Source organism: Pseudomonas sp. 7SR1 (genome assembly GCF_900156465.1).
GTDB lineage: Bacteria > Pseudomonadota > Gammaproteobacteria > Pseudomonadales > Pseudomonadaceae > Aquipseudomonas.
In genome coordinates, this window is record NZ_LT707064.1 from 4,590,502 (window position 1) to 4,603,379 (window position 12,878).

Annotated in this window: 13 protein-coding genes; 3 read left to right on the plus strand and 10 right to left on the minus strand. The window is 61.3% G+C overall.

What is annotated here, in order from left to right; translation table 11 throughout:
• Positions 1 to 8: 8 nt before the first annotated feature.
• Both BW992_RS20385 and BW992_RS20390 read right to left on the minus strand, forming a co-directional pair.
• A complete protein-coding gene (locus tag BW992_RS20385) occupies positions 9 to 1,667 on the minus strand; it encodes a DUF1302 domain-containing protein (protein WP_076407001.1) in 1,659 nt (552 codons plus the stop codon).
• A gap of 105 nt (positions 1,668 to 1,772) precedes the next feature.
• On the minus strand, positions 1,773 to 2,540 hold the full coding sequence (locus BW992_RS20390) for a coniferyl-alcohol dehydrogenase (protein ID WP_072431245.1): 768 nt from the start codon (positions 2,538 to 2,540) through the stop codon (positions 1,773 to 1,775).
• 272 nt (positions 2,541 to 2,812) lie between these two features.
• Between BW992_RS20390 and BW992_RS20395 the strand changes: the two genes are divergently transcribed.
• Positions 2,813 to 4,648, plus strand: a complete 1,836-nt coding sequence (locus BW992_RS20395) for a sigma-54-dependent Fis family transcriptional regulator (protein WP_072391868.1) — start codon at positions 2,813 to 2,815, stop codon at positions 4,646 to 4,648.
• A gap of 18 nt (positions 4,649 to 4,666) precedes the next feature.
• Here BW992_RS20395 and BW992_RS20400 read toward each other — a convergent pair whose 3' ends face one another.
• From BW992_RS20400 to BW992_RS20420, 5 genes are all read right to left on the minus strand, one after another.
• The gene (locus BW992_RS20400; protein WP_072431246.1) at positions 4,667 to 5,338 is read right to left on the minus strand and encodes a TetR/AcrR family transcriptional regulator; all 672 of its coding nucleotides are present in this window, start codon (positions 5,336 to 5,338) and stop codon (positions 4,667 to 4,669) included.
• Complete coding sequence (locus tag BW992_RS20405; RefSeq protein ID WP_076407002.1) at positions 5,331 to 6,260, minus strand: alpha/beta hydrolase; 930 nt, start codon at positions 6,258 to 6,260, stop codon at positions 5,331 to 5,333. The genes BW992_RS20400 and BW992_RS20405 overlap by 8 nt, the downstream gene beginning before the upstream one ends.
• Before the next feature lie 20 nt (positions 6,261 to 6,280).
• Positions 6,281 to 7,723, minus strand: a complete 1,443-nt coding sequence (locus tag BW992_RS20410) for a coniferyl aldehyde dehydrogenase (protein WP_072431247.1) — start codon at positions 7,721 to 7,723, stop codon at positions 6,281 to 6,283.
• 308 nt (positions 7,724 to 8,031) lie between these two features.
• Positions 8,032 to 8,763, minus strand: coding sequence for a tRNA (adenine(22)-N(1))-methyltransferase (locus BW992_RS20415; RefSeq protein WP_083714597.1), 732 nt, complete (start codon positions 8,761 to 8,763; stop codon positions 8,032 to 8,034).
• Positions 8,764 to 8,975: 212 nt separating this feature from the next.
• Positions 8,976 to 9,317, minus strand: coding sequence for a hypothetical protein (locus BW992_RS20420; protein WP_072431248.1), 342 nt, complete (start codon positions 9,315 to 9,317; stop codon positions 8,976 to 8,978).
• 247 nt (positions 9,318 to 9,564) lie between these two features.
• Here BW992_RS20420 and yghU point away from each other — a divergent pair, with 247 nt between their 5' ends.
• Positions 9,565 to 10,404, plus strand: a complete 840-nt coding sequence (gene yghU / locus BW992_RS20425; protein ID WP_076407003.1) for a glutathione-dependent disulfide-bond oxidoreductase — start codon at positions 9,565 to 9,567, stop codon at positions 10,402 to 10,404.
• Between the two features lie 111 nt (positions 10,405 to 10,515).
• Here the strand turns inward: yghU and BW992_RS20430 are convergent, their stop codons facing one another.
• From BW992_RS20430 to BW992_RS20440, 3 genes are all read right to left on the minus strand, one after another.
• Positions 10,516 to 10,923: a VOC family protein gene (locus BW992_RS20430; protein WP_072391851.1), complete on the minus strand. Its 408-nt coding sequence runs from the start codon at positions 10,921 to 10,923 to the stop codon at positions 10,516 to 10,518.
• Between the two features lie 23 nt (positions 10,924 to 10,946).
• Complete coding sequence (locus BW992_RS20435; protein ID WP_072391848.1) at positions 10,947 to 11,372, minus strand: YciI family protein; 426 nt, start codon at positions 11,370 to 11,372, stop codon at positions 10,947 to 10,949.
• Between the two features lie 204 nt (positions 11,373 to 11,576).
• Positions 11,577 to 11,846, minus strand: coding sequence for an Lpp/OprI family alanine-zipper lipoprotein (locus BW992_RS20440; protein WP_372239185.1), 270 nt, complete (start codon positions 11,844 to 11,846; stop codon positions 11,577 to 11,579).
• Between the two features lie 204 nt (positions 11,847 to 12,050).
• Here BW992_RS20440 and BW992_RS20445 point away from each other — a divergent pair, with 204 nt between their 5' ends.
• On the plus strand, positions 12,051 to 12,698 hold the full coding sequence (locus BW992_RS20445; RefSeq protein WP_076407004.1) for a BON domain-containing protein: 648 nt from the start codon (positions 12,051 to 12,053) through the stop codon (positions 12,696 to 12,698).
• The last annotated feature ends 180 nt before the right edge of the window (positions 12,699 to 12,878 follow it).

Consider the following 12,878-nt stretch of genomic DNA (forward strand, 5'->3'; position numbering starts at 1 on the left):
ACCTCTTATTAGAATGTGGTTTTCACGTACACGGACACGAAATCGCGGTCGGCCAGGGACTGCGCGTAGCTGAAGTTGCCGTCCTCGCGCAGCCCGGCGCCGGTCTTGCCGAAGAAGTTCACGTAGTTGACGCCGAAGTCCCAGCGCTGCAGGTAGGTGGCCTTCAGCCCGATACTCCAGTCACCGGCGTGGGTATTGCCGAAGCCGGACTTGCTCACTGCCGATGAACGTCCATCGAGCACCACGCCAAAGCCCATGGGAACGCTCACGTCCAGCGCATCCGCCACCTGGAAGTAGGCAGGCTCGGCCAGCACCCGCAGCGCGGTGGCATCGCGGGTGGTGTTGGAGTCCAGGGCCGCGCGGTTTTCAGTGACACTGAGGGTCCGGTTCCAGGCCAGCTCGGCGAGGACCGAACCTCCGCCCCACAGCGCGTTGGGTGGCAGCAGGTAGATGGTCGACAGATTGACGTGGGCGGTCTTGCCTTTGGCGTAAAGCGCATCGCCACTGTTGTCCGCCGCGGTCCCGGGCGTCACCACTTGCAGGTTGCTGACCAGGGGCGCGTCCCAACGCACCGAGGTCTCGCCGGCGAAGTTGAACGGGCCATACGCGGTCGAGAAGCTGACGCCCACGGTCTTGATGTCTTCGGCATAGACCTGGCGATAGGCGCCCAGGATCGGCAACCCGGTGGCAGCCGCCGCCGCGCCGTCGAGGTAGGCATAGAGCGCGCTCGGGGCCTTGTCATGATACTGGGCGGCATAGAAACCCAGTTCCAGTTCGGTGCCGTCGGGCTTGTAGCGCAGTTGCATGCCGCCCTGCCCCGAGTTCCGCGCCTCGATATCGGACGCATGCACGGTGGTATTGCCGAACACCTGGGTCCAGTCCCCGGAGCCTTCGCCGATACCGTCGTTGTCGCTCAGATAGCTGCCGGCACCCGGCAGATTGGAACGCTCCCACTCGAACTGGTAGTACGCCCCCACCGACAACTGCGGATTGATCTGCAATTGCCCGGACACCTGGTTGACCGGGCGCAGGATTTCCTTGAACTGGGTTCCCGGAACACTGAGCAACTTGACGACGTCGGTGGGGCCCTGGGCGGCGGCGATACCGTTGCCACCGTAGAACAGGCTCTCGCCGTAGATCAGGCTATGGCGCCCCAGGCGCAGCGTTCCCTGGCTCGAATCGCCGACATTGCCTCGCAGGAAGACAAAGGCATCGAGCAACTCGGCGTCGCGCCCGTGCAGTTCGCGGGTATCGTCGAGAAAATGCGGGTTGGCGCTGTCGTCGGTGTCCTGGTTATAGATGTCGTCGTACCAGGCCGCCCCACTGATCCGCAGGCCATAGTTTTCCCGGCTCAGGTCCATTTCACTGAACAGGTCCAGGCGATTGGAGACCAGGCCACGGCTGAAATTGCGATCGCCCTGGCTCTGGATCGAAGGATACAGGCCGCCCGCCGTCGGTGCGTTGATCAGCTTGTCGTCGGCACCGTGCAGGCGCCAGGCCTGGCTGTACTTGATGGTGTTGTCCCAACGCAGGCGCCATTCACTGTCGCCCAGATCTATCTGCGCCGCCTGGGACTGGGAAGCCAGGCTGGCCAGGCAGGCCGACAGCGCCAGGGCGGAACGCTTGAAACCCGGGTTGTAACGAAAGTTGCTCCGAGAGTTGCGCATGGTGTTCCTCATTGTTCTTGTTGTGGGAAACAGATTCTTGGATCGACCTCTGGCCGGCACCACCGGCAAGGGCTGCACGTCAAAACGCGGCAAGCGGTACCTCGTTCAGATGTAGGTGGAGGCCAGCCCGCCATCGACAGGCAGGTTGACGCCGTTGATCCAGCGCGACTCATCGGCGCACAGGAAGGCGATGACGGCCGCCACCTCATCGGCGTAGGCCGGACGTTTCATGCGGTGGGCATCGGCCGCGACGCGCTCCTGGCCGAGCATGCTGACGAAGTCACCGAGGATCGGCGTGAACACCGGGCCGGGGGCCACGCTGTTCATGCGCACCGAGGTCTGCATGAACCAGGGCTGGGCCTGCAGGTAGGTCCAGACGATCAGGGCTTCCTTGAAATACTGGTAGCAGCTGTCAACCGGCACCGGATGTCGAGCCAGCCAGGCCTCGCCTTCGCCATACCCCTCGGTGCGCGCCAGGGCCCTGTGCAGTTCCAGCCGTTGTGGCCACTGGGCGCCGAGGATCGAGGCGACGTTGACGATGCTGCCCCCGGCACCGATGCGTGGCAGCATCGCCGTGCACAGATAACGCAGGCCCAGATAATTGACCTGGGCGACCAGATGCGGATCGGCAGTTCCCGGCACCCCGGCGATATTGCACAGGCCATCGAGAGCCTGCGGCAATTGGCGCACGGCGGCATCGATGGCTGTGGGATGGCTGAGATCGGCCTGGATGAAACCGTCCAGGCTCAGGTTGGGCTCATTGCGATCCATGCCGATCACAATGGCTCCGTGGGCACGCAGGGTTCGGGCTGTTTCGGCGCCTATGCCGGAGGAGACTCCGGTCACGACGATCCTCTTGTTGGTCAGCTTCATACGGGTTTCCCGATTCGCGCTTGTGCTGTGCCAGGGGGGCGCCAACCAAGCCATGTTGTTATTGCCGAATTAGTTAAACTCGGTAACTAGTTGTAGCAAGCGATATGCCATCTAACGGAAATGACACAGCGACCGCTCAAGCACGGGACATTCAGCGAATCAGGGGAATGACAGCGGAGAAACCGAAGCGGAACAGGACCAGGAAAAGTGATGATTTCATCAAATTCATGCTGCACTATGCAGATTATGATTATTCCTATTAAGGATTGGCGATGGCAGACAAGCTGATTTCCCTGGCGGAACTTTCTCGCGGAGCCCAGCAAAAACCGGTGCGCGGGGCCAGCGAGCAACTGCCCCCCGGCGCCGCGCCTACCCTGCAGGACCTGACGGAGTGCCTGCTGTTCAGCCCCGGCGATGGCCGCATCTGGCTCAATGGTGCACGCATGCTGTTGATGCACAACAGCGGCATCGGTGCATTGCGCCGGGAACTGATCGAAAGCATGGGCCTGGCCCGGGCCCGCGGCATCATGCTGCGCACCGGCTACCATTGCGGCGCCCGGGACGCAGCGCTGATCAAGGAGCGTTTCCCCGAAGCCGATACCCTCGCCCTGTTCGCCGCCGGCCCGGTGATCCACGCCATCGAAGGGGCCGTCAAGGTCGAACCGGTACACTTCGAATTCGACATGAACCTGGGGACCTATTACGGCGAGTTCCTCTGGCATCATTCCAGCGAGGACGATGAACACATCGCCCAATACGGCATCGGCACCGAGCCGGCCTGCTGGATGCAGACCGGCTACGCCACGGGCTACACCTCGGCGATGGTGGGCCGGTTGATCGTCTACCGCGAGGTCGAATGCCGTTCCACCGGCTCGAATATCTGCCGCCTGATCGGCAAGCCCGCCGAAGAATGGGAAGACGCGGAACAGGACCTGGCCGATCTCAGCGCCGAACCCTTCGTCAGCAGCAGCGGACGCAGCACGACACCCCGCGGCGCTGCCGGCAGCGGCACCCTGCCGGCGAACCCGCAAGCCGATTCGGGGCCGGCCCAGGACGGCGACATGGTGGGCATCTCCTCTTCCTTCAATGCCGCCTGTCACATGCTGCGCCGGGTCGCGCCTACCCAGGCGACCGTGCTGTTCACCGGTGAGTCCGGGGTCGGCAAGGAAATGTTCGCGCGGATGCTGCACCGCATCAGTCCGCGCCATGACGCCCCGTTCGTGGCCATCAACTGCGCGGCCATTCCGGAAAACCTGATGGAGTCGGAACTGTTCGGAGTCGAGCGCGGCGCCTTCACCGGTGCGACCCAGTCACGCGCCGGCCGCTTCGAGCGCGCCAACGGCGGCACGCTGTTCCTCGACGAAATCGGTACCCTCAGCCTGGTGGCCCAGGGCAAGTTATTGCGCGCCCTGCAGGAAGGCGAAGTCGAGCGGGTCGGCGGCAGCCGCACCCTCAAGGTCGATGTGCGAGTGGTGGCCGCTACCAACGTCGATCTGCGTGCCGCGGCGCAGCGAGGGGAATTTCGCGAGGACCTGTTCTTTCGCCTGAATGTGTTTCCCATCCACTTGCCGCCACTACGCGAGCGCAAGGAAGACATCCCGTTGCTGATGACGCACTTCCTGCATCGTTTCACGCGCCTGCATGGTCGCCAGATCAGTGGTTTCACGCCGCGCACCGCCGACACCCTGCTGGCCTACGACTTTCCAGGCAACATCCGGGAATTGCAAAACCTGGTCGAGCGCGGTGTGATCAGTGCGCCGGATGGCGGTGCGATCGACCTGGCCCACCTGTTCACCAGCGGTGAACGCCTGGCCCAGCCGATGTTTTCCATCGGCACCCGCGGCCAGTTGGCAGCGGCGCCGAACGACTCGCCCTCGTCTCAGCGCCCTATCCCAGCGCCCGTGCCTGCCGACGCAGGTATTGAGGCGATCCAGGCCTTGTTCGGTGGCAAGGACCTTAGCCGACTGTCATTGCAGGAAATCGAAGACACGATGATCGACCATTGCCTGAAAGAGGTGAAAGGCAACGTCTCGGAAGCGGCCCGCCGCCTCGGCCTGACCCGAGCCCAACTGTCTTATCGTCTGTCCCGGCGCCCAGGCGGCAATTGAGCTTGCCGCGGGATTGGCCTACGCCTTCGATAAGGGTGAGTGCTGGATGAAACAACGGCCGAACATGTCGAGGGCGACGTCGACCCGCTGGCTGATCTGCTCGTCGCTCCAGTGCTGCTGGATGCCCAGGGTGAACAGCTTGAGGGGCTGTGAAATCAACAAGGCGTCGATCAATTCGATCGCAGGTTCCACATCACGGGCCGCCAGCAGTCCCTTGCCGGCGGCCTTGCCCAACCAGCCCCGCAACAGGCTCAGGCAGCGCTCGGCGCCCTCCTGGTACCAGATCCTGGCGATACCTGGCGCGTTCTCACGTCCCTGGGCCGCCATCAGATAAAGGCCCAGCGCCAACGGCGACAACGTCAGGCGTGCCCACAGCGTCAGGTACATGCGCAACTCACTGAGCAGGTCCTCGGCGCAATCGATGCCGCTTTCCAGCAGCAGTTCGAGGGTCGACAAATCCCGGGCCACCAGTTGCGACAACAGCGCTTCCTTGCTTTCCACCAGCAGGTAGACGGTCTTTTTCGAGACTCCGGCGGCACGGGCGATGGCGTCCATGGTGACATTGGCGAAATTGCCATTGCCGACCGCCTCCGCCGCCGCATCCAGCAGCAGGCTCATCTGCTCCTGGCGACTGCGAACAGGCGGTCGGCCTCGACCGCGCCTGACGGTCTGCAAGGTGCTTTCAGGCATAAGCGCTCTCGTTCTCCTGCACTGCCCTGCCGTGAAACGCCTCGCGCAGGGCATCCTCTATCGACTGCCAGGCCTCATGGGCCGAAGCGTCCGGTCCCAGATGGGTGAACATATGGTCGCAACCTTGGAACATCTTCGCGTTCACCGAGACACCGGCCTGACGCAACTTTTGCGCATAGGCGTCACCCTCGGCGCGCAGGATATCGTACTCGGCCGTGATCAGGGTCGTGGCGGGCATGCCCTTCAACGCCTCGACCGTTGCCAGCAATGGCGACGCCAGAGGGTCCTGGGCCTGGGCTGGATCGCTCAGGTAGCAGCTGTTGAAGAAACGCACCAGGCCCGCGCCAAGCAGCGGCTTGTCCAGGGGCGAATGCTTGAGTGACGGGTCCTGGAGCAAATCCAGGACCGGATAATCGATGATTTGATGCACCACCCGCAGCCCTTGGTGCCCCCGCGCAAGATTGGCCACGCCGGTGGCCAGGTTGCCGCCAGCGCTGTGCCCGCCGACAGCGATACGCTGGGGGTCGATGCCCAGGTCCGCAGCCTGTTCGGCCAGCCATTCGAGCACCTTGAAACTCTGGCGCAGGCCGGCGGGAAACGGATGTTCGGGCGCCAGGACGTAATCCAGGTTCACCACCAGGCACCCAAGGTTATGGGCCAGTCGGCGGCAGTAACTGTCGTCATGTTCGGGCACGCCGGCCACGAAACCGCCGCCGTGCAGGTTCAGATACACCGGTAAAGGGCTTGTGTACGTGACAACCGGCCAATAGAACAATGCCCGTGCCGGCCCCCAGGCCGTCGGGATATCGACTTCGTCCACGCTGCGCAGCGGATGCTGCGCCGGATCGTACGTGAACCTGGCTTTCATGCGCTTGGCCAGGGCACGCAGCAGCTTGGCCTTGAAGCTTTTCAATACGCTCATGATCAGGCTCCCTTCGCGGCTCACTCGGCCGTCAGCAATTGATCCAGCAATCCGTGAATCATTGCGCCGTAGGGTGCGCGCATCGCCAGGTTCGACTCACCGATCGGGCTCTGTACCACCACCGCCTTGGCATGGCTGAAGGTACGGAATCCGTAGACGCCATGATAGGCGCCCATGCCGGAATGGCCGACACCACCGAAAGGCAGCGCCTCGAACAGCACATGGCTCATGACATCATTGATCACCACCGCGCCTGATGTGGTGCGCTTGAGCACCTGCTGGCGCTCGTCGGCATCCTCGCCGAAGTAATACGCCGCCAGGGGGCGTGGACGGCTATTGACGTAGTCGATTGCGCTGGCGAAGTCGCGGTAGGTCTTGATCGGCAATAACGGCCCGAAAATCTCGTCGTGCAGGACCTGCATGTGCTCGCTGGGATCGAGTACCAAAGTCGGGGCGATCTTGCGAATCTCGCGATCGGCCAGGTCTTCCTGGGCCGGATTCATCTCGATCAGCCGAGCCCCCTTGGCCCTGGCGTCGGCGAGATAACCGTGCAAGCGGTCGAAGTTGCGCGGGTTGATGATAGAGGTGTAGTCCGGATTGTCCCGCAACGTCGGGTACAGGGTGGCTACAAATCGCAGCGCCTCTTCGACGAAGTCTTCGAGCCACTCTTGCGGCAACAGCACATAGTCCGGCGCCAGGCAGATCTGGCCGGCGTTGAAGGTCTTCACCGTCAGCACTCGCTGGACCGCCATAGCCAGATCGGCGCTGCGCGAGACCAGCACGGGCGATTTGCCGCCCAGCTCCAGGGTCACCGGCACCAGGTTCTCCGAGGCGGCCCGCATGATGTGCCGAGCCACTGACGTACCGCCGGTGAAGATCAGGTGATCGAACGGTTGTGCACTGAACAGCGCCCCGACCTCAGCGTCGCCCAGTACCGTGCTCAATTCGTTCTCGTGGAAATAGCGGCCCACCAGCTCACCGATCAGCGCCGAGGTGCGCGGGGTCAGCTCCGAGGGCTTGAGCATGGCGCGGTTGCCGGCGGCGAAAATGCTCGCCAACGGCCCGAAGGCCAGCACGATGGGGAAATTCCACGGACTGATCACCCCGACCACGCCCAGTGGCTGGTACTCGACCCGGGCCTGGCATCCGGGAAACGGGGCCGGATGGGATTGCGGCTGCATCCATTGAGCCAGGTATTCACGGCAGTGCTTGAGGCTGGCCACCGAACCGGCGATATCGGACAACAGGGTTTGCTCGCGGCTGCGATTGCCGAAGTCCGCAGACACCGCAGCGACGATGGCCTCACGGTTGTCCAGCAACAAGGCAATCGCCCGGTCGAGGCGATCACGGCGCAATTCCAGGCTCGCCGGCCCCTCGTCCAGGTGAGCTTGCTTCATTCGTGCGAGTGCTGCCGACAGTTGTTCGGCACAAGACGTCGTGGCGGATTGGCTGGTGATGCTCATGGTGTGGGTGCCTGCTGATTGATTGTTATTAGACAGTACTAAATACCGGGCAAGCGGACGCCGCTGTCGGCTCGCGGGCCGAGTATGACAAAAAAATCAACAAAGGAAACCCTTCAGTTTCTTTATTTGATGACACCTGTGAACGTGCCTTATAGCCAATGAAAACAGGAATATCGAGAAGAAATGACAGGTACGTTGCCCGTTCTGGCGACGCACCTGATATGAAATAGAAGCAAGGAGAAAAGCTGCACGGTCAATGCATCTAATTAATTTAGATAACTATTTTTTCTTGCATCAAACGGGCGGTCTCAACCGGTGAAATGCCCAGGATGAGCCTTCTCGCAAGCGTTCAAAAGCACGCTGATCCAGCGGATCTGCCGGGTGAGGTCCTGGACCTTCTCCTCGGGCATGGTTTGTCGCGCGCGGGTGAAACCCGCCAGGGTGCCCTGCTTGCGGCGCAGCGCGCGCTGCCACTTGTCCAGGAATGCCGGCGTACGCGCCTGCATCAGCAAGGGGCCAAAATACAATTCTTCATCGGTATAGATCACCGGTCCGGTACGATCGGCGACGATGATTTCGTAGTCGAAACGATTTTCCCGCAAGGCTTCCTCACACAGGATCCGGTAGTCGTTTCGCATCAGCCACTGGCGCAGCGGTTGTTCGCCGCCGTTGGGTTGCAGGATCAGCCGCTCCTGGCCGTTAAGGCGTGCCTTGCCGTCCTCGAGAATGTCGCGGATGGTCTCGCCGCCCATGCCGCAGAGGCTGATCGCGCTGATCCCGTCCTGCGCTTCGATGGCTGCCAGGCCATCGGCCAGGCGCACGCAGATTCGCGTCTGCAGGTCATTCTCGTGCACGGTGCGCATGGCCGCGCGATACGGCGTCAGTGCCACTTCACCGGCCACCGCCGCGACGATAGCGCCACGACGCATCAACGCTACCGGCAGGTAGCCGTGGTCCGAGCCGATATCGGCCAGGCGTGCGCCGGCCGGCACATGCGCGGCCACCCGTTCCAGGCGCGTGGACAATGTCTGCTCGTTCAACCCACCGCTCCTTTGCGTGATCGTCGGCCCGGTTGACCGGATCGGGGGGCGCAATTGTGTCGGGCAATGCAGCGCATTTCAAATCCAACTGACGGAGTCGGGCTACCGGCCCGAGCAGGCAAAAAAAACCCCGTTACCGAGGCCGGTACGGGGCTAAGGGAATTGGTTGGTTGCGGCCAACCAAAGGAGCACAGACAAAACGTTCGGGCCGGTCAGATGCAATCCTGTGCGGCGCGTTCAAAACTCGATGGCAGCAGGCTCGAAGCCAGCAGCCGGCGTTCGTAGATGAATACCTTGCCGCCATTTCCAGCCTTGTAGGCTTCCAGCACGTTGTCCGCCGCGACCTTGCTCGGCACTACGATCCGGTAGCTGCGCTGGGTTTGCGAAACGGTCGGGTTCAAGGTGCTGCTCTGCAGCTTGGGCACGACGCAATCTGCGTATTCGGCCGGTGTCTTCTCGGTCGTCAAGGTCAGGGACGGATCGTTCGGTGCGGACGCACAACCGGCGAGCAACAGTGAGGCCATCGCCATGGCGGGCATGAATAAAGGGCGCATCGGGCTTTCCTGGAAATGAAGTCTGGTTCGTTATGCGATGGAGGCGATTGTCCTTGGATCGACAACGAAGCAGAACTTGCTTTTCTTGATGGTCACTATCACTTCAAGCAATAGTTATGGCGTAGACCTTCCCGGCCGACTGCTATTCAATCGTGACGTTGGCTCGGGCACGGTCATGGACCGTGGCTGAGTCGTCCATATTTGCGGCCTGCCGTGATCGCCGCTAGCAAACGATGAGGTCCGTCCCATGAATGAAACGTCCTACATACCTCCGAAAGTCTGGACACACGAAGCCCCCTCAGGCGGTCACTTCGCCAATATCAATCGACCCGTCGCAGGGCCCACCCATGAGAAGACCCTGCCCGTCGGCAAGCATCCGTTGCAGCTTTATTCCCTGGCCACGCCCAACGGCGTGAAAGTGACCATCCTGCTGGAGGAGCTGCTGGCACTTGGGCATACCGGCGCGGAGTACGACGCCTGGCTGATTCGCATCAACGAGGGCGACCAGTTCTCCAGCGGCTTCGTCCAGATCAACCCTAACTCGAAGATCCCGGCCCTGCTGGACCGTAGCGTCGAGCCGTCGATCCGTGTCTTCGAATCGGGCTCGATCCTTCTTTACCTGGCGCAGAAGTTCTCGGCGTTCCTGCCCACCGACCTGGCCGGGCGCACCGAAACCCTGAACTGGCTGTTCTGGCAAATGGGCTCGGCGCCCTACCTGGGCGGAGGCTTCGGCCATTTCTATGCCTATGCACCGGAGAAACTCGAGTACCCCATCAACCGCTTCACCATGGAAGCCAAGCGCCAACTGGATGTGCTGGATCGTCGCCTTGCCGAAAGTCGTTACCTGGCCGGCAATGATTACACCATCGCCGATATCGCGGTCTGGCCGTGGTATGGCCAACTGGTGCGCAACAATGTTTATTCGGCTGCCGAGTTCCTCAGTGCCCACGAATACACCCATGTGCAGCGCTGGGCGGAAGAGATCGCCAAGCGGCCAGCGGTGATCCGGGGACAACGGGTCAACAGGACCTGGGGCGATGAGGCGAGCCAGGTGCCGGAGCGGCATGACGCACGGGATCTGGGCTGACCTGCCTCTCGGTCCGGGGGCATGTCCCCCGGACCGAGAGCGGTCAACGCTTAGGCTGTACGAAAACTCTTGAGACGAAGGTCAGGCAAGGCTGTGTTCAACGCAGCGTTTTCAGCTCTGCCCCTCGCAGTTGACCATCCAGGCAATCCCGAAACGATCTTCGAACATGGCGAAACGCTCCGCCCAGAAGGTCTTCGCCAACGGCATCTGTACGTTGCCACCCGCGCTCAAGCCATGGAACAGGCGCTCGGCCTCGGCAACGCTGTCGACATTGAGGGATATCGATACACCCTGGGGTTTTTGAAAGGGCTGGCCCGGTGGGCAATCGGAAGCCATGATGCTGAAATCGCCCACCGTCAGGCAGGCATGCAGGATCATGTCCGGGTCCTTGGGCACGCCCGCCTCCTGCGGCGCGTCGGCGAAAGACATGGAAAACACCTCGCCGCCCAGCACCTCTTTGTACAAGGCAAAAGCTTCCTTACAGTGACCATTGAAACCCAGGTAGGGAATGATTTTCATGGCGTAACTCCTGTTGTCGGTTTTCACGATTGACGGGACACCCGGGCTCGCAAGCGTTCTTCCTGCTCGCGCAACTCAGGTGTAAAGGTCTCGCCAAAATCCTCGGCTTCGAAGATCTGGCGTATTTCGATTTCGCTGTCGCTGATCATTGGGTTCGGGCAACGCTTGACCCAATCGATCGCCTCTTGCAACGACTGGACCTGGAAAATCCAGAAGCCGGCAATCAGCTCCCCGGTGTGGGCAAAGGGTCCGTCGACCACCGTCCGGTCCTGCCCTGAAAACCGCACGCGCACCCCCTTGGCGCTGGGATGCAGACCTTCGGCGGCGAGCAGGACGCCTGCCTTGACCAGTTCCTCATTGTAGGCCCCCATGGCCGTCAGCAAGGCTTCGCTGGGCAGTTGCCCGGCTTCCGATTCCGGGCTGGCTTTTACGATCACCATGAATCGCATGGTCTTATCTCCTGGTGGCAGATAAGCCGTCCTTGTGGCGGCTCCATGGATAATCGAACGGCAACGGATGGAATCGACAGCGATGGGAAAGTTATTTTGCCTGGCTCTTTACGAAGGTATTGAGACGAAGGTCAGGCAAGGCAAAGAATCCAGGAACGTTCTATGCCGATGCCCTCAGTCCAAGGCAATTCGATTATTTTGAAGTCATTTTCTATTGTTCATCCGACTGGCGCGAATGCTCGCCTCCTGGGCGGTCCGTTGTGCCTGTTCAGCGAGCGCCATAGCCTGGTCTGCTTTCATGTAGGCTTCATCGGCCCTTAGCCGCGCCGTTGCGGCGTTATTTTCTGCAGACTCCAACCGCGCATCGACTTCTTGGGCGTGCCTGTTACTGCACCCGGCGCTGATCGCCAGGGCAGCCCCAACGAAACGATGGGCAAATATCTGTTCATGACCGGTTCCTCGAGATAGACGCAATCAGAAAAGACTGCCGCTCAACTATCGGGCCTCATCGTTCACCCGCGCTGATCTTTATCAAGCTAATGCCCGCAGAACTACCGTCCCGAGGGCTTACTTGGATCCTGTTGACTTAGCTCAATGTCCTGGCATCGCTCGAGCGTAGAAGAAACAGGCTGGGCAAACGCGCCCCGTACCTTCAACTCCTGCCTGGAGGACTTTGAAATGAGCGACTTGAGCCTGCGCAACTCCATTCTTGAAGCACTGGAATTCGAGCCTGATATCAACGCTGCAAATATTGGCGTGGCCGTTGAAGACGGTATTGTCACCCTATCCGGACACGTCAGCAGTTTCACTCAGAAAATCAATGCTGAACGAGCCGTCAAGAGCGTCAAAGGGGTGCGCGGCGTGGCTGAAGAAATACAGGTCAGGCTCGATAAAGGAGCCGGAGCGGCAGATGACGTCCTTGCCAATCGTGCACTGAGCATTCTTGATTGGAACTGCGATGTACCCGAAGGCGACATCAAGGTGGTGGTGCAGGATGGATGGGTTGCGCTGGAAGGCGAAGTAGACTGGCAGTACCAGAGGGAAGCGGCTGAACGTGCGGTGTTCAAGTTATCCGGCGTCGTTGGCGTGAAGAACAGGCTCACACTGCGCCCGCGCGTGAATGCGAGCAATATCAAGCATTGTATCGAGCAGGCGCTCAAACGCAGTGCCGAGCTGGATGCCAAAGAGATCCACGTCAGTGTTGCAGGCGATGTAGTGAGACTCGACGGCAAGGTTCATCTATGGAGTCAGCGCCGATTGGCAGAGCGGGCTGCCTGGTCCGTGCCTGGGGTCAGAGAGGTGAACGATCATTTATTGTTGGCATGAATCGCTACCCTGATCGATCCTGTCGGCGCCATGCAGTCTCATCGATGAACCGTACCTGAGTGCCCCCACGGGGATTCGCTCGTGCGGGGTGTTGAGCCGCGCAGGAGTACCCGCCTCCACTCACAGTGAGCGCCTCATGCCGACACATACCCGGCGGGTGCGATTGGCGCCGACCACCCG

Coding starts and splice junctions, on each gene's coding strand:
- BW992_RS20400 (WP_072431246.1), bottom strand. CDS start 5,338: ATGCCTGAAAGCACCTTGCAGACCGTCAGGCGCGGTCGAGGCCGACCG.
- BW992_RS20420 (WP_072431248.1), bottom strand. CDS start 9,317: ATGCGCCCTTTATTCATGCCCGCCATGGCGATGGCCTCACTGTTGCTC.
- yghU (WP_076407003.1), top strand. CDS start 9,565: ATGAATGAAACGTCCTACATACCTCCGAAAGTCTGGACACACGAAGCC.
- BW992_RS20405 (WP_076407002.1), bottom strand. CDS start 6,260: ATGAGCGTATTGAAAAGCTTCAAGGCCAAGCTGCTGCGTGCCCTGGCC.
- BW992_RS20395 (WP_072391868.1), top strand. CDS start 2,813: ATGGCAGACAAGCTGATTTCCCTGGCGGAACTTTCTCGCGGAGCCCAG.
- BW992_RS20445 (WP_076407004.1), top strand. CDS start 12,051: ATGAGCGACTTGAGCCTGCGCAACTCCATTCTTGAAGCACTGGAATTC.
- BW992_RS20435 (WP_072391848.1), bottom strand. CDS start 11,372: ATGCGATTCATGGTGATCGTAAAAGCCAGCCCGGAATCGGAAGCCGGG.
- BW992_RS20410 (WP_072431247.1), bottom strand. CDS start 7,723: ATGAGCATCACCAGCCAATCCGCCACGACGTCTTGTGCCGAACAACTG.
- BW992_RS20430 (WP_072391851.1), bottom strand. CDS start 10,923: ATGAAAATCATTCCCTACCTGGGTTTCAATGGTCACTGTAAGGAAGCT.
- BW992_RS20390 (WP_072431245.1), bottom strand. CDS start 2,540: ATGAAGCTGACCAACAAGAGGATCGTCGTGACCGGAGTCTCCTCCGGC.
- BW992_RS20385 (WP_076407001.1), bottom strand. CDS start 1,667: ATGCGCAACTCTCGGAGCAACTTTCGTTACAACCCGGGTTTCAAGCGT.